This is a genomic window from Shewanella intestini (assembly GCF_018221465.1).
GTDB lineage: Bacteria > Pseudomonadota > Gammaproteobacteria > Enterobacterales > Shewanellaceae > Shewanella > Shewanella intestini.
In genome coordinates this window covers 169,528-190,079 of the sequence record NZ_JAAIKR010000001.1, presented here as the reverse complement: position 1 = coordinate 190,079, position 20,552 = coordinate 169,528, and the positions used below count along the sequence as shown (strand labels likewise).

The window sequence follows — 20,552 nt, the reverse complement described above, 5'->3', positions numbered from 1 at the left end:
CGCGTACACAAATGATAAAAATAAACCGTGAGAAATTGGTAATATGTCGGGGTTATTCATTTCAAACGTAAATTGAACTTATTGATAATAAAGGTTAAAGCGTCAAGTTAAGCTCGCAAAAAAAGGCACACTATTTAAGTGTGCCTTTTTGTTCAATCTAGGATGCTAAGTTTTTTGCTGTATCAGCAAACTGATCAGCGCCAGACGGTTAACCTAATACCGCTAATAACACCCCAGCAGCAACCGCGCTTCCCAAAACCCCAGCAACATTTGGCCCCATTGCGTGCATTAATAAAAAGTTTTGATGATTGGCTTCTAAGCCAACTTTATTTACCACCCTTGCAGCCATCGGCACTGCAGACACTCCAGCGGCACCAATCAGCGGGTTAATCTTACCGCCAGTGAGTTTGCACATCAGCTTTGCCATTAATACACCTGAAGCTGTACCGATACTAAATGCCACTGCACCAAGAATTAGAATTCCGAGAGTCTGAATGGTTAAGAACTGATCAGCCGATAACTTAGAACCAACTGCTAAACCAAGGAAAATAGTCACAATGTTAATTAACTCATTTTGCGCCGTACTCGACAGTCGGTCAACGACACCAGATTCACGCATTAGGTTACCCAGACAAAACATACCGATTAGTGGCGTTGCTGCAGGTAAAAATAAAATGGTTAACCCTAATACCATCAACGGGAAGATGATTTTTTCCTTTTTGCTGACTTCACGCAGCTGCTCCATTTTTATCTCGCGTTCAGCTTGCGTGGTAAATAAACGCATAATCGGCGGCTGAATTAATGGAACCAAGGCCATATATGAATATGCAGCAACAGCAATTGCGCCAAGCAGTTCAGGTGCCAACTTTGACGCTAAAAAGATTGCCGTCGGCCCGTCAGCACCACCGATAATGGCGATAGCCGCAGCATCTGTCATTGAAAACTCAAAACCAGGCACTAAATTCAAGCCAATTGCCCCGAGTAATGTGGCAAAAATACCAAATTGTGCAGACGCCCCCAGTAATAAAGTGCGTGGATTAGCAATCAAAGCACCAAAGTCGGTCAGCGCACCGACCCCCATAAATATTAATAATGGGAATATCCCCGTTTCTATACCAATATAATAAACATAATAAAGCAGGCCACCTTCTTCAGTGAATCCAGCGTTAGGGATATTGGCTAAAATAGCACCAAAGCCAATAGGCAATAATAGCAAAGGCTCAAAACCTTTAGAGATAGCAAGAAACAATAATAATAATCCAACCGCAATCATCATTAGTTGGCCGCCATTAAAGTTAGCGATACCGGTTTCATTCCAAAATGCAATTAATCCTTCCATGTGCCCCTCTTATGCAATTGCTAACAATGGTGAGCCAACAGATACGCTATCACCTTGTTTAACCACTAGCTGTGTTACGACACCCGCGTGTTGAGCACGAACCTCAGTCTCCATTTTCATGGCCTCTAAAATCAATACCACCTCACCTTTTTGCACCGATTGCCCATCATTAACCAATACTTTAAAAATATTACCTGATAGTGGCGCACTCATGGTTGATTTCACCTCGCCAGTGTTTGGCACTGCGGCTAATTGTGCTGGAGAAACTGGTGCGAGGGCAGAAGCTGAGCTTTGCGGAACAGGGAGTATTTGGCTAATATCACCACCTTGCGCCACCTCAACAACAAACTGTTGCCCTTGTACATTGACCGTATACGTTTCAGGTTTGTCACTGCTGGGTTTATCAGCAGCAATAATAAGGTCCTCTGCACTTGGTGCAGGCTCAAATGCATCAGAATCACCTCGGTTTTCAATAAACTGTAAGCCTATTTGATTAAACAGTGCGTATGTCATGACATCGTCATCAACCTCTGATGCAAGCAACAAACCTTTTTCAGCTGCTTGGTGCTGTAGCTCTGTGCGCAACTTATCTAACTCAGGCGCAATTAAGTCAGCTGGGCGACAGGTAATTGCTTGTTCACCGCCTAATACTCGCGCTTGAAGCTGCTTATCCACTGGAGCTGGCGTTGCACCATACTCGCCTTTTAATACCCCTTCAGTCTCTTTGGTTAACGCTTTATAACGCTCGCCCATTAAAACGTTGATAACTGACTGTGAACCAACGATTTGTGATGTTGGCGTAACGAGAGGTAAATAACCTAAGTCTTGACGTACACGCGGAATTTCCTCTAACACAGCATCCATTTTATCTGCGGCGCCCTGCTCTTTGAGTTGATTTTCCATATTGGTTAACATGCCACCTGGCACTTGCGCTCGAAGAATTCGGGAATCGATTCCCTTTAATGCACCTTCAAAACGAACATACTTTTTACGAACTTCTCTAAAATAGGCGGCAATTTCTTCCATTATCGCCATATCATAAGTTGTTTCTCTATCAGTTCCTTCAACCATAGCAACCAAGGTTTCACTGGCGCTATGACCATAGGTTTGGCTCATTGAAGAAATAGCGGTATCAAGTACATCAACGCCTGCTTCAATGGCTTTTTGATAGGTAGCAGTACTTAACCCTGTGGTTGCATGGCAATGCATCGACACCATTAGGTCGGTTTGCGATTTTAAGCGGCTGATAAGCTCATAGGCTTCCATAGGCTTTAAAAGTCCTGCCATGTCTTTAATACACAACGAGTCTGCCCCCATGTCTTCAAGGCGTTTGGCCATATCAATCCAAGTGTCTAAGGTGTGCACAGGGCTTGTGGTATATGAAATGGTACCTTGGGCATGCCCACCGACTTGTTTAACACTCCTCACTGCCGTTTCTAAATTACGAACATCGTTCATAGCATCAAAAATACGAAATACATCAACCCCATTAATATGTGCGCGCTCAACAAATCGAGTAACAACATCATCGGCATAATGACGGTAACCTAATAGGTTTTGCCCGCGTAAAAGCATTTGTTGCGGCGTATTTGGCATGGCTTTTTTCAATTCACGGATACGATCCCACGGATCTTCACCTAAATAGCGTATACAAGCATCAAAAGTTGCGCCGCCCCATGACTCCATTGACCAATAGCCTACTTTATCTAGCAATGGGGCTATCGGTAACATGTCGTCAATTCTAAGGCGGGTTGCCAATATTGATTGATGAGCATCGCGCAGTGCAACTTCGGTTAATAATAATGGCTTTTTCATAATGTCTCCCATGGCTAGCGTACCTGTTTACGGTATTGGTGAACTGCTGAGGTAATAGCAGCAACGAGAACTGGATCAATTTCTGTTGTGGTAGTTGGCTGAAGTGGCTGCGGTATAGCGACAGGGACCACAGGAAATAGCTTTGCGACAAGGTTAATCCCAATGATAAGTAAACTTAAAAAAACAAAAACAAGTCCCATCCCCATTATCATAATGCTCAAAGCATTTGATAATTGTTCAGTCAATGACACCATAGTGTTTCCTCTTATAGACAGTTTTTTAGGTCATAACCTAATCCTACTGTCCAATAAAATGATTAAAAACGGCTTACACCGTCGACTGAAGCATATTTATTCAAAATAAATAGTAAGGTATTTACCTTACACCTCATCTAAATTAGTCAAATAGCTACTTTTTGATAATAAAATACAAACATTTTATACCAGAACTACTACACCTTTGTAAAATGGTCATACCATAAGTAGTGCTAACAATACCAACATAATGATGATTGTTTAGCAAAATAGCCTTTAAAATGAGATATCTATAAATATTTTATCAGTGCAATAATAATGTCATTAAAAAAGGGCGTTGAACGCTTATGAAAAAGATAAGTTGACATACCCTGGGAGTATTTGAATAGAAAATGAATAACTTTTTCGGAGGGGAAAGCAGGTATCTTGAAAGAAAACAGTAACAACGTTAGTGAACTTATCGGCTGTATTATTTACGCTCTGGAAGAACTGCCTATAATATAGGCAAATAAAAAAGCCCTGCTGAATTAGCAGGGCTTATCTATAATGGTGCGCGTGGGAGGATTCGAACCTCCGACCGCCTGGTTCGTAGCCAGGTACTCTATCCAGCTGAGCTACACGCGCAAAAATTTTACTTCCTATAGCATAGACTAAGACAAATAATTTACCTTAACCTAAAGCCAAAGAATGGCGGAGAAGGAGGGATTCGAACCCTCGATGGGAGTTAAAGCCCATACTCCCTTAGCAGGGGAGCGCCTTCGGCCACTCGGCCACCTCTCCACACAAAATGGTGCGCGTGGGAGGATTCGAACCTCCGACCGCCTGGTTCGTAGCCAGGTACTCTATCCAGCTGAGCTACACGCGCAAAAATTTGGGGGTATTACAAAGTCATAATAAAATGGTGCGCGTGGGAGGATTCGAACCTCCGACCGCCTGGTTCGTAGCCAGGTACTCTATCCAGCTGAGCTACACGCGCATCTTATATTTCATTAACACTGCCTTGAATGGTGCGCGTGGGAGGATTCGAACCTCCGACCGCCTGGTTCGTAGCCAGGTACTCTATCCAGCTGAGCTACACGCGCATCGTATCAAGTAAGAAATGGCGGAGAAGGAGGGATTCGAACCCTCGATGGGAGTTAAAGCCCATACTCCCTTAGCAGGGGAGCGCCTTCGGCCACTCGGCCACCTCTCCGTTTCTTGGCGCACATATTACTGTTTGATGAAAATAAGTCAAACCCTTTTTAGGAAACATATATTCATTTGAGGTGTTTTTAATCACATTGCTGACATTCACGGCAAATATTCATAAAAACACTATTTTTAAAGCAAAATAATACCAATTAACTAAAAGCAATCGTTATAAAATAAATAAACAAATAACTTAGAAAGTAGCTAATGTCAGTATCGATAACCGAGCTGTGCCCAAAAACAAAAAAGCCAGCATAATGCTGACTTCATATAACACGTGTACTTCTAATTAAAAATTGCCATCTTCAGACGATGAACCCGATTTCTCAGATTGAATGCGCTGATAAATCTCTTCACGATGAACAGAGACTTCTTTTGGTGCATTAACACCAATACGTACCTGATTACCTTTCACACCCAGTACAGTTACAGTGACTTCATCACCAATCATTAATGTTTCGCCAACACGGCGAGTCAAAATCAGCATTCGATTGCTCCTTTAGTTCAATCTGCATAACAGTTTGTCCGTAATATGCACTCATTATAAGGTTAGCCTTAGATAAAATCATAGTATCTATTACTAAATACATTGGATAAATAAGATTTTTTTATGCAAATAACACATTTAGACGAATAATAACCTTTAAACATGACAATATTTAAAGTACCAGCAACATTTGCAATACATGTTACTGTAATCAGTCAAAACCTACAGCACAAATAAACCACATTTGAGAGTTTTCTCTCAATTTTAGGTCATTTTAGACTTAAGACCGCATCCAAGTTTTAGTTTGCCTTCTCATAACATCCACTATGCCAAAACTGATTCTGACACTCAAGTCAAATACAACTAAATCAATTAGGTACAAAAAAGGCCTATTGATAATAGGCCTTTTATTCAATCGATTAATTACAGCTTTTCAGTTAACCATGGCAATACACTAGCCAATGCGCTGTCGAGATTCTCTGGTTGGCTACCACCGGCTTGAGCCATATCAGGGCGCCCGCCCCCTTTACCGCCAACTTGCTGAGCAACCATTGAGACGAGCTCTCCCGCTTTAACTTGTTTGGTTAAGTCGTTACTGACACCAACAATCAAGTTCACCTTCGCATCACCTGGAATACCTAACACGATAACTGCAGATTTTAGTTTTTGCTTAAGCTCATCTTGCAGGCCACGTAAAGACTTAGGATCAGCACCCTCTAGTTTTTTCACCAGCACTTTAACACCGTTGACGTCAACTGCATCGCCGGCTAAATCGGCACTGGCAGCCGCAGCAAGTTTATCTTTTAATTGCGACATGTCTTTTTCAAGCTGCTTTACTTTGTCTAATTGGGCTTTAAGTTTCGAAACAACAGAAGCAGAGTCAGATTTTAATAATTGAGCCGCTAATTCTAGTTGTGATTGTTGCTGAGCAACATATTCCATTGCAGAAGCACCAGTTACGGCTTCAATACGACGGACACCTGCAGCAATACCGCCTTCAGAAGTGATTTTAAATAAACCAATATCTCCTGTGCGTCCTACGTGAGTACCACCACAAAGTTCGATAGAGAAATCACCCATGGTGACAACACGCACTTTATCGTCATACTTCTCACCAAATAGTGCCATTGCACCTTTTTCTTTAGCTTCATCAATCGCCATTTCTTCAGTCGCTAGAGCATGGTTTCGGCGAATTTGAGTATTTACCATTTCTTCAATGGTTTTTAGCTCTTGCGCGGTGACACCTTCAAAATGAGAAAAGTCAAAACGCAAACGCTCTGGGTTCACTAATGACCCTTTTTGAGTAACATGTGTGCCAAGTACTTCACGCAGCGCAGCATGCAGTAAATGCGTTACAGAGTGATTCAACTCAGTGCGATGACGGCGCTTTTTATCAACTTGAGCCGTTAAGCTTTGGCCAAGGGTAATTTCACCTGCAACAAGTTCACCTTGATGACCTGTGGCTGAGCCAAACTTTTGTGTATCAGCAACATTAAATATCACGTTTTCATCAGTTAGCTGGCCTTTATCGCCAACTTGCCCACCTGACTCTGCGTAGAATGGTGTGTTATCAACCACTACAATAGCTTGTTGACCCGCTACAAGTTTTTCAACCGCTTGGCCATCAACATATAAACCACTCACAACCGCTTCACCCGTTAAGTGGCTATAACCACAAAATTGTGTATCGGTGTCAATGATCAAGCTGGCATTGTAATCAGTACCAAAATTGCCAGCAGCTTGTGCGCGGCTTCGCTGTGCTGCCATAGCGACGTCAAAACCCGCTTCGTCGACATTAATGTCACGTTCACGGCAAACGTCAGCTGTTAAATCAACTGGGAAGCCATAGGTATCGTAAAGTTTAAATACGGTTTCGCCATCAAGGGTGTCAGTTTTTAAGTCATTTAGCGCTGCATCTAAAATTTGTAAACCACGTTCTAATGTCCGTGCAAACTGTTCTTCTTCTGCTTTAAGCGACTTTTCAACAATGTCTTGCATTACCACAAGGCCTTTAGCAGCATCGCCCATAACATCAATTAATGTCGGCACCAATTTATAGAAGAATGAATCGGTTGCACCTAATTTGTTACCGTGACGAACTGCACGACGAATAATCCGGCGTAGCACATAACCGCGGCCTTCGTTAGACGGCATGACGCCATCAGCAATTAAAAATGCACAAGAACGGATATGATCAGCAATAACACGTAATGATTTATTCTCTAAATCCGAAACATTAATAATTTCAGCCGTTTTAGCAATTAGCTTTTGGAAGATATCAATTTCATAATTTGAATGAACACCTTGCATAATTGCTGCAATACGCTCAATACCCATACCAGTATCAACTGATGGTTTAGGTAGTGGTTTCATTTCACCGTCGGCTTGACGGTTATATTGCATAAAGACAATGTTCCAAATTTCAATGAATCTGTCACCATCTTCTTCGGGAGTACCTGGTCGCCCCCCCCATATGTGTTCACCGTGATCATAAAAGATTTCAGAACATGGACCGCAAGGGCCTGTATCGCCCATTTGCCAGAAATTATCTGACGCATAAGCTGCGCCTTTGTTGTCGCCAATACGAATAATGTTTTCAGCGGCAACACCAATTTTTTTATTCCAAATATCAAAGGCTTCATCGTCAGTTTCATAAATGGTGACGCATAACTTTTCTGTTGGTAGCTTTAATGTTTGGGTTAAGAAGTTCCAAGCAAAAGTAATCGCTTCTTCTTTAAAGTAATCACCGAAACTAAAATTGCCGAGCATTTCAAAAAAAGTGTGATGACGAGCGGTATAACCCACATTGTCCAAGTCATTATGTTTACCACCAGCACGGACACAACGTTGAGATGTCGTCGCTCGACTGTAGTTACGTTTTTCCATTCCTAGGAACGTTTCTTTAAATTGGTTCATACCCGCATTGGTGAACAATAGAGTTGGGTCGTTATGTGGCACAAGAGAGCTACTATCGACAACTTGGTGTCCGTTATTTTCAAAGTACTTTAAAAAAGCACTTCTTAATTCTGCCGTGGTCTGAAACATGAATGAGTCCTGATTTGAATAATGACGAATAAATCTAATGGTGCGGTTAAACAAGATGAATAACGCACTGGAAATGCCAGTATTATATACTTAATCAAGGGTGAGATGCGAGAAGCCAAAAACGATTAAGCTAGTTAGAAAAACCAATGAAATTGGCATGCATTTCACAATAGAGGAATTTGATAACCCTTGACGGATTAAAACTGGCTTTCAGAACACAAAGGAAATTTTCGCTGCGCAATTAAAGTGAGTAGTAAAGTATTACCTATTCATAGTCTTTATCTGGATCATAATCTAATGCATAGGCTATTTGATCAAAACTGAATCCTTGACCAACCAAGTACCTCACCCGCTTAGCTTTTTCTTTATGATCTTTTGTATGAGGTGTACGATATTTTTTTATCGCCTTCATTTTAGCTAGCTCAAACCAATCACAATCACTGGAATTAAAAGCCTGTTCAATACATTCCTTATGCAACCCTTTTTGTATCATCACTTGTTTAATGCGCATATTACCGTGGCCTTTACTGATATGACTTCTCAGTAATAGACCTGCGTAACGGGTATCATCTAGAAAACCTTGCGCTTCGCATTCGTCTAATGCTTGTTCAATTTCCATATTCTCGAAGTCTTTGGCAATTAGCTTATTTTTGACCTCGACTCGAGAATAATCACGACGAGCAAGAATACTTATTGCGACAAACTTAGCACTATTGGACAAGGTGATACTCCTTTATATGGAAACATTTGGTAAATAAATCGTGCGCAACGAAATACTTAATACAGACAAGCGCAGTTAGCAGTTAGCAGTTAGCAGTTAGCAGTTAATGATAAACAAGGTAGGTACTACTACCATTAATTAGCCAATAATCTATTGGCAAAAAAATAGCGACTAATGGAATTAGCCGCTATTTCGTTGTTAAACTGTCTTACATACCTTCAATACGGTTTAGTTAAAAAACTTCACCAGTTTCAAGGTCAATGTTTTCTTCTGGCTCAACCGCATCTGTTTTAGGCTTTAATAGTAAACCGCGTAACGTTGCTTCTATCTCAGATGCAATCTCTGGGTTTTCAATTAAATGACGGCCAGCATTTGCACGACCTTGTCCGATTTTACTGCCTTTATAACTATACCAAGCACCCGCTTTCTCAACGATTTTATTAGCTACGCCTAAGTCAACTAACTCACCGGTACTATTAATACCTTTACCATAAAGAATTTGGAACTCAGCTTGTTTAAATGGCGCTGCAATTTTATTTTTAACCACTTTAACGCGCGTTTCATTACCCACAACTTCATCACCTTCTTTAATCGCACCAGTACGGCGAATATCAAGACGAACAGAAGCGTAGAATTTAAGCGCATTACCACCCGTTGTGGTTTCTGGGTTACCAAACATAACCCCAATTTTCATACGAATTTGGTTAATGAAGATAAGTAAGGTATTAGACTGCTTTAGGTTACCGGCAAGCTTACGCATTGCTTGACTCATCATACGAGCGGCAAGACCCATATGTGAATCACCAATTTCACCTTCAATTTCAGCTTTTGGTGTTAACGCAGCAACAGAGTCGACAATAATGACATCAACGGCACCACTGCGAGTTAACGCATCACAAATTTCTAATGCTTGCTCACCAGTATCAGGCTGTGAACATAAAAGATTATCAATATCAACACCAAGGTTTTTAGCGTAAATAGGGTCAAGTGCATGTTCAGCATCGATAAACGCACATGTTTTACCTTGGCGTTGAGCTGCTGCAATCACTTCTAGTGTTAATGTTGTTTTACCTGATGATTCTGGGCCGTAAATTTCAACAATACGTCCCATTGGTAAACCACCGGCACCTAACGCGGCATCAAGTGAAAGTGAACCGGTAGAGATAGTTTCAACATCCATGGTACGATCTTGGCCAAGTTTCATTATAGAACCTTTACCAAATTGCTTTTCAATTTGACCAAGCACTGCGTTAAGTGCTTTCTCTTTATTCGGATCAACCTTCATTGTAAAACCCTCTTAAGGTATTCAATATTAAACTAAATATGATATTAATTATGATGATGCAGTAACAAGGTCACAGCTCAATATGTTGATCAGTATACTGTATAATCATACAGTATCAAGTGCTGGTGATAATTTTTTTAATTGTACTAATAATATTGTTTTTGATTCAATAAATTAGCGAGTTCACTCGCAGAACAGAATTCTACTTTATAACTAAACTTGGTAAGATACCCAGCTTATAGCCAATCCCTGCGACAAAAGAGCTGACATAAAGCATGACGAAGATTGATACCTCAAATTTAGATAACCACACCCCAATGATGCGCCAGTACTTAACCTTAAAAGCAGCTCATGCTGATATGTTACTTTTTTATCGAATGGGGGATTTTTATGAGTTATTTTATGACGATGCTAAAAAAGCATCTGAACTATTAGGTATTTCATTAACTGCACGGGGTAAAAGTGGTGGTAATGCTATCCCTATGGCGGGTATCCCTTATCATTCTGTCGAAAACTACTTAGGCAAATTAGTGCAAATTGGTGAATCGGTGGCTATTTGCGAACAAATAGGCGATCCCGCGACATCAAAAGGCCCTGTTGAAAGGCAAGTTGTTAGAATTGTTACCCCAGGAACCCTCACTGATGAGGCCTTATTACAAGAAAAACAAGACAACTTATTAGCAGCCGTTTATCAAGCCAAAGTAGGTTATGGTTATGCCACATTAGATGTGTCATCGGGTCGATTTGTTGTCGCGGAACTTCCAAATGACGAAGCATTAGAAGCAGAGTTACAGCGCACGAGCCCTGTTGAGCTACTTTATAATGAAGCGTTCTCAAATACTCTATTGATCACTCAGTTTAAAGGGACACGTCGTCGCCCAGAATGGGAGTTCGATTACGATACCAGTGTAACTCTTCTATTAGGTCAATTTGGTACTAAGGATTTACGCGGCTTTGGTATCACTGATGCTCGCAGCGCATTACAGGCTGCTGGGTGTTTAATGCAATATGTCAAAGACACTCAAAAAACAGCCCTACCCCATATTAACTCGATTGTGCGTTTTAATCCGTCTGACTCAATCGTGCTAGACGCTGCAACACGTAGAAATTTAGAATTAACCACTAATTTATCTGGTGGTGTTGATAATACCTTAGCTGCTGTGCTTGATAACACTGCCACGCCAATGGGCAGTAGGATGCTACAACGTTGGATCCACCAACCGTTACGTAATCATCAAATTATCAGTGCAAGACATCAAGCCATTGCTGAATTAATTGAACTTAATCTGTACGACACCCTACATGAGCAGTTAAAAGCCTTAGGTGATGTTGAACGTATCATGGCAAGACTGGCATTACGCAGTGCACGCCCTCGAGATCTCGCCCGCTTAAAGCAAGCATTAGCATTATTACCTGACATTCAGCAAACATTAGCTCAATGCCAACAGCCACAGTTAAAATCGTTAGCGAAACAAATCAGTGAATTCCCTCAAGAGCATGCGTTATTAAACAAGGCAATAATTGACAATCCACCTGTATTAATCCGCGATGGCGGAGTAATACGCTCGGGTTATGATGCTAAATTAGATGAATGGCGCAGTTTAAGCGATGGTGCAAATGACTATTTAGTCGAACTTGAACATCGTGAAAAAGAACAAACTGGCATTAACACTTTGAAAGTCGGCTATAACCGCGTCCACGGTTACTTTATTGAAGTCAGTCGTTTGCAATCAGATAAAGTGCCATTAAGTTATCAGCGTAGACAAACACTCAAAAGCACTGAGCGTTATATCACTCCCGAACTTAAAGAGTACGAAGAAAAGGTACTGTCTAGTCAAGGAAAGGCTTTAGCACTAGAAAAACAACTGTGGGAGCAGTTATTCGATTTATTACTTCCAAAACTCAGTGAACTACAAGATTTTGCCACCGCCGCGTCACAGCTAGATGTACTCACAAACTTTGCTGAGCGCGCAGAAACATTAGATTACCATTGCCCTGAAATGCAATCAGGTATTGGTATTCAAATTGAAGCAGGGCGTCATCCTGTTGTTGAGCAAGTTAATCAACACGCCTTTATTGCCAATCCGGTCAATTTATCTTCAACACGCAAAATGCTTGTAGTTACAGGGCCTAATATGGGCGGGAAATCAACCTATATGCGCCAAGTCGCCCTCATTACTTTAATGGCGCATATTGGTTGCTATGTCCCTGCAGAACTGGCAAAAATTGGCGAAGTAGATAGAATTTTCACCCGAATTGGCGCTTCAGATGATCTCGCATCTGGGCGTTCTACTTTCATGGTTGAAATGACTGAAACGGCAAATATTTTACATAATGCGACACCAAATAGTTTAGTGTTGATGGATGAAATTGGTCGAGGCACATCTACTTATGATGGGCTGTCACTTGCATGGTCAGCAGCTGAGTATTTAGCATTAAAAGTCAGTTCAATGACTTTATTTGCAACTCATTATTTTGAATTAACCCAGCTGCCAGACATGATCCCTGCAGTGGCAAACGTCCATTTAGACGCAATTGAACATGATGATACCATTGCCTTTATGCACGCAGTTCAAGAAGGCGCTGCCAGTAAAAGCTATGGCTTGCAAGTTGCTGCTCTAGCAGGTGTTCCTGCCAATGTAATTAAGTCTGCTAAACACAAATTAGCCCAATTAGAAACCCGCGGTGGGCCACTTGAGGCAGCGACACCGACACAAGCTAGTTTATCGCTAACAGCTTATGACCCAGAGCCCAGTGAAATTGAAACAACACTACTTGCAATTAATCCAGACAATCTCACGCCCAAGCAAGCGCTTGATGCGCTTTATCAACTTAAACAATTGTTGAAATAATCCAAGCAAATTAATGTTGAGATAGTGCTATAAACGAATACTTAAAAGCCCCACAATAAAAATGAGCACAATATGTGCTCATTTTTATTTACTTATTGGTGAATGACCCAGAAAAGCTCCCTAGTCGTTGCAAATAACGCCAATTATTCTCTAAATAACGCCTCAACGGATAATCCTTGCGCAGCTAATAAATCTTTTAAACGCTTCAGAGCTTCAACTTGAATCTGGCGTACACGTTCACGTGTTAAACCAATTTCAGCACCGACGTTTTCAAGCGTTGAAGGTTCATAGCCTAACAAACCAAATCGGCGAGCGAGCACTTCACGCTGCTTTGTATTTAATTCATTTAGCCAGCTGACAATTGATTTAGACAAATCTTCATCTTGTACCCGATAATCTGGGCCTACTTTATCGTCATCAGCAATGACATCTAACAAAGCTTTATCATTGTCTTCACCGCCCAATGGAGTATCAACAGACGTAATGCGCTCATTAAGTTTGAGCATACGACTCACATCTCCCGTAGACACATCTAATGTCTCAGCAATTTCTTCAGCTGTAGGTTCGTGGTCGAGTTTTTGTGCCAGTTGGCGCGCTGTACGTAAATAAACATTTAGCTCTTTAACAACATGAATAGGTAATCTAATGGTGCGAGTTTGATTCATAATGGCACGTTCAATTGTTTGACGGATCCACCATGTTGCGTATGTAGAAAACCGAAAACCACGCTCGGGATCAAACTTCTCAACAGCACGAATAAGGCCTAAATTTCCCTCTTCAATCAGGTCCAATAACGCTAATCCACGATTATTGTATCGACGGGCAATTTTTACCACGAGTCTAAGATTACTTTCGATCATACGATTGCGAGATTTTGCGCAACCTTTGAGGGATTTACGTGAAAAGAAAACTTCTTCTTCCGCTGTTAGCAACGGAGAAAAGCCAATTTCACCTAAATAAAGTTGAGTGGCATCGAGGTTTTTTTGTAAGTCATCTTGGACTTTTTCCTCAATATCAAGTTGTTGAACAAGACCGCTACCTGTTGTAGCAACTTCAGTCTGTGGTTCTTTAGCTAAATCGATAAGATGTTCTGCTGTCGCAGCGTTATTTTTTCGGCTCATAGTGCTCTCCCAAACCTAGTTTGTGATATTTAATCTACCGCACGTTCTTATCCTCCAATATTTTTGTTGCTAAACGATTACTGTTTAGGTAGATATTTTAATGGGTTGACTGATTTGCCATGAAAGCGTATTTCAAAATGAAGCATCACTTTATTGGCGCCTGTACTGCCCATTAATGCAACTGTTTGACCTGCATTAACATATTGCTTTTCTTTAACCATTATTTTGTCTGCATGAGCATAAGCACTTAAATAATCATCATTATGTTTAATGATCACTAAGTTACCGTACCCTCGCAAGGCATTCCCTGCATATACCACTCGACCATCTGCTGCGGCTTTTATGATATCTCCACGCTTACCAGCAATCTTAATCCCCTGATTGCCTTGTTCATTAGCAGAAAATCGTCCAATGACTCTGCCTTTGACTGGCCACAACCACTTTGCAACATTATTAGGCAAAGTTGAAATTGGTTGCCCTACAGTTTGGTTAACTTTTTGTTGGGTAGTTGTTACAGAGTACGCAGACTTTACATTGTTATCAAGTTCTTTTTTTGTACGATTATTTGCTGTAACGGATGATTGATTTTTTACTTTTACCGGTTGTTTTGTAAAGTTTTTATCGATTTTATTTGTCGTATAGGTTGGCTTGCCAGCCTTTGCCGTTACTACATTGTTTGTTTTTTTAGTACTGGTAGGAGCTGTCTTACGAGGGGTTAAACCGAGAATTTGACCAGGATAAATAGTGTACGGTTCACGCAGATTATTACGTTTGGCAAGGTAGATAAAATCTTTTCCTGCTCCCCAAGAAATCGAATAGAGTGTGTCACCTTTTTTCACTCGATACCAGTCACTCGTTAGCGAGCCTTTATCATAACGAGGTTGCGATTCTTGATTGGCAATACTGACAACTGGAGCCGCTTGATACGATTGAAAACTGCAACCAGCAATCACTAAGCTACATAATAAAGTTGCTCCACAGCCAATAGCGTATTTAAACATTTATTCCTTCCAGTTAGGCTCAAAAATTAAGCTAAATCACCATTAACAAGTGGTACAAATTTAACGGCTTCAACCTTTTGCGAATGATACTTATCACCTTGACGAGTGATTTTTAATAATTGTTGATTCGCTTCACCGACAGGGATAATCAGCACGCCACCGTCAGACAGTTGTTCTAGCAACGCTTGGGGAATTGTTTCTGCCGCCGCTGTCACCATAATGCCATCAAACGGTGCGCGATTGCTCCAACCTTTCCAACCATCACCGTATTTAAAAGATACATTATGAAGATCGAGCCTCTTTAATCGTTGCCGAGCTTGTATTTGCAATGATTTAATTCGTTCGATGGTACATAACGTGGGAAATAATTGCGCTAAGATAGCCGCTTGATAACCAGAGCCAGTACCAATTTCAAGTACTGTTTTAGGGGCTGACTGTTTCAGTAACTCAGTCATTTTTGCCACAATATACGGCTGTGAAATGGTTTGCCCTTGACCGATGGGTAAGGCGGTATTCTCGTAAGCTTTATGAGTTAAAGCGCCATCAAGGAATAACTCTCGCGGAGTATTAGTAACTGCGCTTAACACTTCAGTATCTGTTATGCCCGTTGCAGCTAATTTTTTAGCTAAATTAGCTGCACATGTTGAAGCGGCTAACATCATAAATTTGTTACCCAATTAGCTAAATGGTCAATCTGCTTATAGGCAGTAAAATCAACGGTAAGGGGCGTAATTGAAATATAGCCTTCTGATATTGCACAAAAATCTGTACCGGGGCCGCAGTCTTGCTCTGCCCCAACAGGACCAAGCCAATAAATGTCACGCCCGGCGGGATCTTGCGTTTTAATCATATCTTCCGCTTTATGTCGTGAACCTAAACGTGTCACCTGAATTCCTTTTATGCTGTCAATAGGTAAATCGGGTACATTGACATTCAATATTTGGTCTTTACTAATCGGGTTTTTCAATAAACCTTTTACAATTTTACAGGCAAAATGAGCTGCACTTTGATAATGAAGACACTCTTTACCCACCAATGAAATTGCAATGGCTGGTAACCCTAAAAAGCGTCCTTCCATTGCCGCTGCAATCGTGCCTGAATACAAGGTGTCATCTCCCATATTCGCACCAGCATTAATCCCTGAAACAACAATCTCAGGTTCAGCGTGGCATAACTCTCTAATCGCTAGGTGGACACAATCGGTTGGCGTACCATTAACTGCAATAAAACCATTATCTAAGCTATTAATTCTTAATGGGTTAGTCAAGGTTAAAGAGTTACTAGCTCCTGAGCAGTTACGATCAGGAGCAACAGTGGTAACCTGAGCAAATTCACTTAAAGCTTGAGTCAGCGCAATAATGCCGGGCGCATATACGCCATCATCATTACTAATCAGTATATTAATCAACGCGGTTCTCCTGCTGCTCAGCCACCATTTGCTGCCACTTCACTAATTGAACATCTTGATAATCAACTAATTCGCGTAAAATTGAGGTAGCGTAGCTGCCCGCGGGTAAGATAAATTCAAGTACTAAGGTATTATTGTCGGCTTGCCACTTTAAGCCTTGCGGTTCTAACAATAATGTCCGACGTTCTTGATTTAATCCTGCTTGTTCCAGCCCATTTAAGTCTTGTTCGCATCCTTGTAACGCTTCAAGTTCAACTTCTGCCGCCTTAGCTTTCGCAAGTGCTTCACCTCGCCCCCATAATGGTGCTGAAAGTTGAATGTCTTTTGTAGTTAGCCGTGTTGTTGCCGTTTCATCCCATTGTTCAACTACAAAGAAACTTTTACTGCCGGCCAGCATCACGCAATCACCTGCAAGCATTTGTGTTGAGTATTGTGCAAGACGATGCGATGTCACTAGGTTGAACACATTAGAACGAACTGCAGACAAGAACAAACTGCGTTTTTTACGGTCCTTAACCTTACGGCCACCGCTTAACATATTACGTCCAAGAGTTAAATTTTTACCTTGATGGCCAAAACGTTGCTCGCCAAAATAGTTAGGCACGCCACTCTTAGCAATTAAAGCCAAACGTTGCTCTAGTTCTGCAATATCAGATACATTACGCAAGGTTAATTGGAACCGATTCCCTAATAAAGCGCCAATTCTGAGCTTTTTACTGTGCCGACTGCTTTGCAGTACTGTTAAATTGTCTTGATTGAGCTTTTCCCACTTCGGCGTGTCTTTACCAGGAATACGAATTCCAAACCATTGTTCTGTTAAGGCATTTTTATCTTTTTGGCCTGCATAAGTCACCTCTTTAGGATGTACATTGGCAAATTTAGCCAACATATCGACGACTTGGTTAGTATTTAAACCCGATTTTTGAATCTGCACCAAGTGATGCTCACCTTCACCGCTGGGTGAAAAAGGCAGAATTTCTTGAACAATAAAATCACTGTTTTCAGTGCGGATATCGGCTGTGGATGTTGGCTTTTGGTGAAGATAATGCAGTGTTGTCATATTAATTTTTGCCTTGAGACGAAAGTAATACCACCGCTTCAACAGCGATCCCTTCTTTACGTCCAGTAAATCCTAATTTTTCAGTCGTGGTCGCTTTTACATTAACGTTATTTATCTCTGTCGCTAAGTCTTCAGCAATGCATGCTCGCATCGCTTGTATATGAGGCAGCATTTTAGGCGCTTGAGCGATAATGGTGACATCAAGATTGCCAATAGCAAAACCTTGTTGCTGCACGAGTCCAAAACAATGGCGTAATAACACCCGGCTATCTGCACCTGAAAATTGAGGGTCCGTGTCAGGGAAATGCTTACCAATATCCCCCAAAGCCATTGCTCCTAATACGGCGTCAGAGACGGCATGGAGCACAACGTCACCATCTGAATGAGCAAGTAAGCCACTAGAGTACGGCACAATAACGCCACCAAGAATTAACGGTTTATCACCGCCAAATTTGTGAACGTCAAACCCATGACCAATACGAATGTTCATCCATTTTCCTTATTTATCAATTGAATGAGATAAAAATAATGCAGCAAGCGCCAAATCATCTGGGTGAGTAACTTTAATATTGTCAGCACGGCCATTAATCAAACCAGGGGTGACACCTGCCCACTCCATTGCACTGGCTTCATCGGTAATCACCACGCCCTGTGCAATAGCTTGTTCGATATTATTTTTTAGTTCATCAGCGCGAAACAATTGCGGCGTGAGTGCATGCCAAAGCAGCTCTCGTTCAACCGTTGCGAGGATATTGCCGTGCTTATCGCTGCGCTTCATGGTGTCACGAACCGGCATGGCTAAAATAGCCCCTTGTGGATGTTGTATTTGCGAAGCAATTAACGCGTCGATATCTTGATGGGTTAAACAGGGCCTTGCCGCATCATGTACTAGCGCCCATTGGTTGCCAGATATCAGTTTAAGCCCTGCTAATACTGAATCAGCGCGTTCATCACCGCCGTTAACTTGCAATAACTTCGGGTGTTTGGCTTGCTTAAGTTGGCTAAAGTAATCATCTTTGAGGTGCAAAGCCACAATCACTTTTTGAATCTTTGGGTGAGTTAATAAGCAATCAAGTGTGTGGGCAATAATGGGTTGATTACCCAGCATTAAATATTGCTTAGGCTTATCTGCTTTCATGCGTGAACCAATGCCCGCTGCAGGCACAATGGCGATGATATCTTGCTTCATAATGTTTACTGTCCGAAATGATTACTTTGGCGGATATCATTTCCGACCACGCGATAAAAGGTTTCCCCTTTTTTAACCATGCCTAATTCGTTACGGGCACGTTCCTCAATGGCTTCAGTACCACTTTTTAAATCAATGATTTCTTGCTTGAGGATTTGATTGCGCGCAATGAGTTTTTCATTACTTTGCTGCTGTTCTGCAATATGTGTTTCTAACACCATATATTGAGAAAGGTTGTTTTCGCCTAACCATAAGCGGTATTGGAGAACCGCTAGCAGACCAAGAAGTATGGCAAATATCCGTTTCATAATGATGAAGAAAGTGGCTGATGATAAAGGTAGGAATATAGTACAACAAAAAAGGCCACCGTATGGTGGCCTTTTTAAGCTTTAGCAAAAAATTATGCTTGGCCTTTTACTTCTTTTAATCCGTTATATGGTGCTTTCTCACCTAATGCTTCTTCAATACGAAGAAGTTGGTTGTACTTCGCAACACGGTCACTGCGGCTTAAAGAACCCGTTTTGATTTGGCCAGCAGCAGTACCAACGGCTAAATCAGCAATAGTTGCATCTTCAGTTTCGCCAGAGCGGTGAGAGATAACGACTGTAAAGCCCGCGTCTTTCGCCATTTTAATCGCCGCTAACGTTTCAGTTAGTGAACCAATTTGATTGAACTTGATTAAGATTGAGTTAGCAATACCGTTATCAATACCGCGTTTCAAAATTTTAGTGTTAGTTACGAATAAATCATCACCAACTAACTGAATTTGGTCACCCATCAATTTAGTTTGATGTGCAAAGCCTTCCCAATCTGACTCGTCAAGACCATCTTCGATAGAAACGATGGGGTATTGTTTAGTAAGGTCTTGTAAGAAGTAGTTAAACTCTTCAGAAGTGAACTGCTTACCTTCACCTTTAAGATCATAGATGTTGGCTTCTTTATCAAAGAATTCAGAAGCAGCACAATCCATCGCTAAAGTGATGTCTTTACCAAGTTCGTAGCCTGCATTGGCTACCGCCGTTTTAATTGCAGCTAATGCTGAAGCATTTGATGGTAAGTTTGGTGCGAAACCACCTTCATCACCCACTGCTGTAGAGTGACCGTCAGCTTTTAATACTTTTGCAAGGCTATGGAACACTTCAGCGCCCATACGTAAACCTTCGCGGAAATTAGCTGCACCAACAGGTTGGATCATAAATTCTTGGATATCAACGCTGTTATCAGCATGCTCACCACCATTGATGATATTCATCATTGGAAGAGGCATTGAATAAACACCAGGCGTACCATTTAAGTCAGCAATGTGTGCGTATAAAGGGACTTTTTTAGATGCCGCCGCCGCTTTTGCTGCTGCAAGTGAAACAGCTAAAATAGCATTTGCGCCAAATTTAGCTTTGTTTTCAGTTCCATCTAAATCAATCATGATTTGGTCAAGTTCTGCTTGAGCTAATACATCTTTACCAACAAGCGCCGCTGCAATTGGGCCATTTACTGCTTCAACCGCTTTTAACACACCTTTACCTAAGTAACGAGCTTTGTCACCGTCGCGTAATTCTAATGCTTCACGAGAACCGGTTGATGCACCTGATGGTGCTGCTGCCATACCAAAAGAACCATCTGCTAAATGAACTTCAGCTTCAACTGTTGGGTTACCACGTGAATCCATGATCTCGCGACCAATGATTTTAACGATGTTAGTCATAATTTCCTCTTACTTACTCAGTAATATTGAAAGTTAAATACAAAATAAAAAATCAATACTAATTTACTCGCTTAATCATGCGTAT

At 41.3% G+C, this 20,552-nt stretch carries 17 protein-coding genes and 6 tRNA genes; 1 reads left to right on the top strand and 22 read right to left on the bottom strand.

Translation table 11 applies throughout. The annotated features are described in order from the left end of the window. Nucleotides 1-208: 208 nt before the first annotated feature. The 13 genes from G3R48_RS00860 to recA form a co-directional block, all read right to left on the bottom strand. The gene (locus G3R48_RS00860; protein WP_153661164.1) at nt 209-1,339 is read right to left on the bottom strand and encodes a sodium ion-translocating decarboxylase subunit beta; all 1,131 of its coding nucleotides are present in this window, start codon (nt 1,337-1,339) and stop codon (nt 209-211) included. Between the two features lie 9 nt (nt 1,340-1,348). Continuing rightward, the gene (gene oadA / locus G3R48_RS00855) at nt 1,349-3,154 is read right to left on the bottom strand and encodes a sodium-extruding oxaloacetate decarboxylase subunit alpha (RefSeq protein ID WP_153661166.1); all 1,806 of its coding nucleotides are present in this window, start codon (nt 3,152-3,154) and stop codon (nt 1,349-1,351) included. Nucleotides 3,155-3,168: 14 nt separating this feature from the next. Next, entirely contained in the window at nt 3,169-3,408 is a 240-nt protein-coding gene (locus tag G3R48_RS00850) for an OadG family protein (RefSeq protein WP_153661168.1), read from the bottom strand. A gap of 547 nt (nt 3,409-3,955) precedes the next feature. After that, nucleotides 3,956-4,032 (bottom strand) — tRNA-Arg (locus tag G3R48_RS00845). A gap of 64 nt (nt 4,033-4,096) precedes the next feature. Further along, nucleotides 4,097-4,188 (bottom strand) — tRNA-Ser (locus G3R48_RS00840). 8 nt (nt 4,189-4,196) lie between these two features. Further along, nucleotides 4,197-4,273, bottom strand: a tRNA-Arg gene (locus G3R48_RS00835). 34 nt (nt 4,274-4,307) lie between these two features. Continuing rightward, nucleotides 4,308-4,384 (bottom strand) — tRNA-Arg (locus tag G3R48_RS00830). Nucleotides 4,385-4,413: 29 nt separating this feature from the next. Continuing rightward, nucleotides 4,414-4,490: transfer RNA gene (locus G3R48_RS00825), tRNA-Arg, on the bottom strand. Nucleotides 4,491-4,508: 18 nt separating this feature from the next. After that, nucleotides 4,509-4,600 (bottom strand) — tRNA-Ser (locus tag G3R48_RS00820). Between the two features lie 285 nt (nt 4,601-4,885). Next, nucleotides 4,886-5,083 (bottom strand): carbon storage regulator CsrA, encoded by a 198-nt coding sequence (gene csrA / locus G3R48_RS00815; RefSeq protein WP_153661170.1) that lies wholly within the window; start codon nt 5,081-5,083, stop codon nt 4,886-4,888. 423 nt (nt 5,084-5,506) lie between these two features. Further along, complete coding sequence (alaS, locus tag G3R48_RS00810; protein WP_153661172.1) at nt 5,507-8,128, bottom strand: alanine--tRNA ligase; 2,622 nt, start codon at nt 8,126-8,128, stop codon at nt 5,507-5,509. 265 nt (nt 8,129-8,393) lie between these two features. Next, complete coding sequence (locus G3R48_RS00805) at nt 8,394-8,849, bottom strand: regulatory protein RecX (RefSeq protein WP_153661174.1); 456 nt, start codon at nt 8,847-8,849, stop codon at nt 8,394-8,396. A gap of 232 nt (nt 8,850-9,081) precedes the next feature. Continuing rightward, entirely contained in the window at nt 9,082-10,134 is a 1,053-nt protein-coding gene (gene recA / locus G3R48_RS00800; protein ID WP_153661176.1) for a recombinase RecA, read from the bottom strand. Between the two features lie 275 nt (nt 10,135-10,409). Here recA and mutS point away from each other — a divergent pair, with 275 nt between their 5' ends. Continuing rightward, on the top strand, nt 10,410-12,986 hold the full coding sequence (gene mutS / locus G3R48_RS00795; protein WP_153661178.1) for a DNA mismatch repair protein MutS: 2,577 nt from the start codon (nt 10,410-10,412) through the stop codon (nt 12,984-12,986). 143 nt (nt 12,987-13,129) lie between these two features. On the opposite strand, the gene rpoS is transcribed toward mutS, so the two are convergent. From rpoS to eno, 9 genes are all read right to left on the bottom strand, one after another. Further along, the gene (rpoS, locus tag G3R48_RS00790; RefSeq protein ID WP_153661180.1) at nt 13,130-14,107 is read right to left on the bottom strand and encodes an RNA polymerase sigma factor RpoS; all 978 of its coding nucleotides are present in this window, start codon (nt 14,105-14,107) and stop codon (nt 13,130-13,132) included. A gap of 77 nt (nt 14,108-14,184) precedes the next feature. Continuing rightward, entirely contained in the window at nt 14,185-15,108 is a 924-nt protein-coding gene (locus G3R48_RS00785; protein ID WP_153661182.1) for a peptidoglycan DD-metalloendopeptidase family protein, read from the bottom strand. A 26-nt stretch (nt 15,109-15,134) separates the two neighbouring features. Beyond that, complete coding sequence (locus G3R48_RS00780; protein ID WP_153661184.1) at nt 15,135-15,770, bottom strand: protein-L-isoaspartate(D-aspartate) O-methyltransferase; 636 nt, start codon at nt 15,768-15,770, stop codon at nt 15,135-15,137. Then, nucleotides 15,767-16,516 carry a 5'/3'-nucleotidase SurE gene (surE, locus tag G3R48_RS00775; protein ID WP_153661186.1) on the bottom strand — a complete coding sequence of 250 codons (750 nt, stop codon included), beginning with the start codon at nt 16,514-16,516 and terminating at the stop codon, nt 15,767-15,769. Before surE ends, G3R48_RS00780 begins: the two co-directional genes overlap by 4 nt. Continuing rightward, entirely contained in the window at nt 16,509-17,576 is a 1,068-nt protein-coding gene (gene truD, locus G3R48_RS00770) for a tRNA pseudouridine(13) synthase TruD (protein ID WP_153661188.1), read from the bottom strand. The genes surE and truD overlap by 8 nt, the downstream gene beginning before the upstream one ends. A gap of 1 nt (nt 17,577) precedes the next feature. After that, nucleotides 17,578-18,066, bottom strand: a complete 489-nt coding sequence (gene ispF, locus G3R48_RS00765; RefSeq protein ID WP_153661190.1) for a 2-C-methyl-D-erythritol 2,4-cyclodiphosphate synthase — start codon at nt 18,064-18,066, stop codon at nt 17,578-17,580. 9 nt (nt 18,067-18,075) lie between these two features. Next, the gene (gene ispD / locus G3R48_RS00760; RefSeq protein ID WP_153661192.1) at nt 18,076-18,765 is read right to left on the bottom strand and encodes a 2-C-methyl-D-erythritol 4-phosphate cytidylyltransferase; all 690 of its coding nucleotides are present in this window, start codon (nt 18,763-18,765) and stop codon (nt 18,076-18,078) included. A 5-nt stretch (nt 18,766-18,770) separates the two neighbouring features. Beyond that, entirely contained in the window at nt 18,771-19,073 is a 303-nt protein-coding gene (gene ftsB / locus G3R48_RS00755) for a cell division protein FtsB (RefSeq protein WP_153661194.1), read from the bottom strand. Between the two features lie 92 nt (nt 19,074-19,165). Further along, nucleotides 19,166-20,467, bottom strand: a complete 1,302-nt coding sequence (eno, locus tag G3R48_RS00750) for a phosphopyruvate hydratase (protein ID WP_153661196.1) — start codon at nt 20,465-20,467, stop codon at nt 19,166-19,168. Between the last annotated feature and the right edge of the window lie 85 nt (nt 20,468-20,552).

Excerpts from the sequence above, each read along its gene's own strand:
- G3R48_RS00860 (WP_153661164.1), bottom strand. The coding sequence starts at position 1,339 with ATGGAAGGATTAATTGCATTTTGGAATGAAACCGGTATCGCTAACTTT.
- oadA (WP_153661166.1), bottom strand. The coding sequence starts at position 3,154 with ATGAAAAAGCCATTATTATTAACCGAAGTTGCACTGCGCGATGCTCAT.
- mutS (WP_153661178.1), top strand. The coding sequence starts at position 10,410 with ATGACGAAGATTGATACCTCAAATTTAGATAACCACACCCCAATGATG.
- truD (WP_153661188.1), bottom strand. The coding sequence starts at position 17,576 with ATGACAACACTGCATTATCTTCACCAAAAGCCAACATCCACAGCCGAT.
- csrA (WP_153661170.1), bottom strand. The coding sequence starts at position 5,083 with ATGCTGATTTTGACTCGCCGTGTTGGCGAAACATTAATGATTGGTGAT.
- G3R48_RS00785 (WP_153661182.1), bottom strand. The coding sequence starts at position 15,108 with ATGTTTAAATACGCTATTGGCTGTGGAGCAACTTTATTATGTAGCTTA.
- alaS (WP_153661172.1), bottom strand. The coding sequence starts at position 8,128 with ATGTTTCAGACCACGGCAGAATTAAGAAGTGCTTTTTTAAAGTACTTT.
- G3R48_RS00780 (WP_153661184.1), bottom strand. The coding sequence starts at position 15,770 with ATGATGTTAGCCGCTTCAACATGTGCAGCTAATTTAGCTAAAAAATTA.
- eno (WP_153661196.1), bottom strand. The coding sequence starts at position 20,467 with ATGACTAACATCGTTAAAATCATTGGTCGCGAGATCATGGATTCACGT.
- recA (WP_153661176.1), bottom strand. The coding sequence starts at position 10,134 with ATGAAGGTTGATCCGAATAAAGAGAAAGCACTTAACGCAGTGCTTGGT.
- ispF (WP_153661190.1), bottom strand. The coding sequence starts at position 18,066 with ATGAACATTCGTATTGGTCATGGGTTTGACGTTCACAAATTTGGCGGT.
- rpoS (WP_153661180.1), bottom strand. The coding sequence starts at position 14,107 with ATGAGCCGAAAAAATAACGCTGCGACAGCAGAACATCTTATCGATTTA.
- ftsB (WP_153661194.1), bottom strand. The coding sequence starts at position 19,073 with ATGAAACGGATATTTGCCATACTTCTTGGTCTGCTAGCGGTTCTCCAA.
- ispD (WP_153661192.1), bottom strand. The coding sequence starts at position 18,765 with ATGAAGCAAGATATCATCGCCATTGTGCCTGCAGCGGGCATTGGTTCA.
- G3R48_RS00850 (WP_153661168.1), bottom strand. The coding sequence starts at position 3,408 with ATGGTGTCATTGACTGAACAATTATCAAATGCTTTGAGCATTATGATA.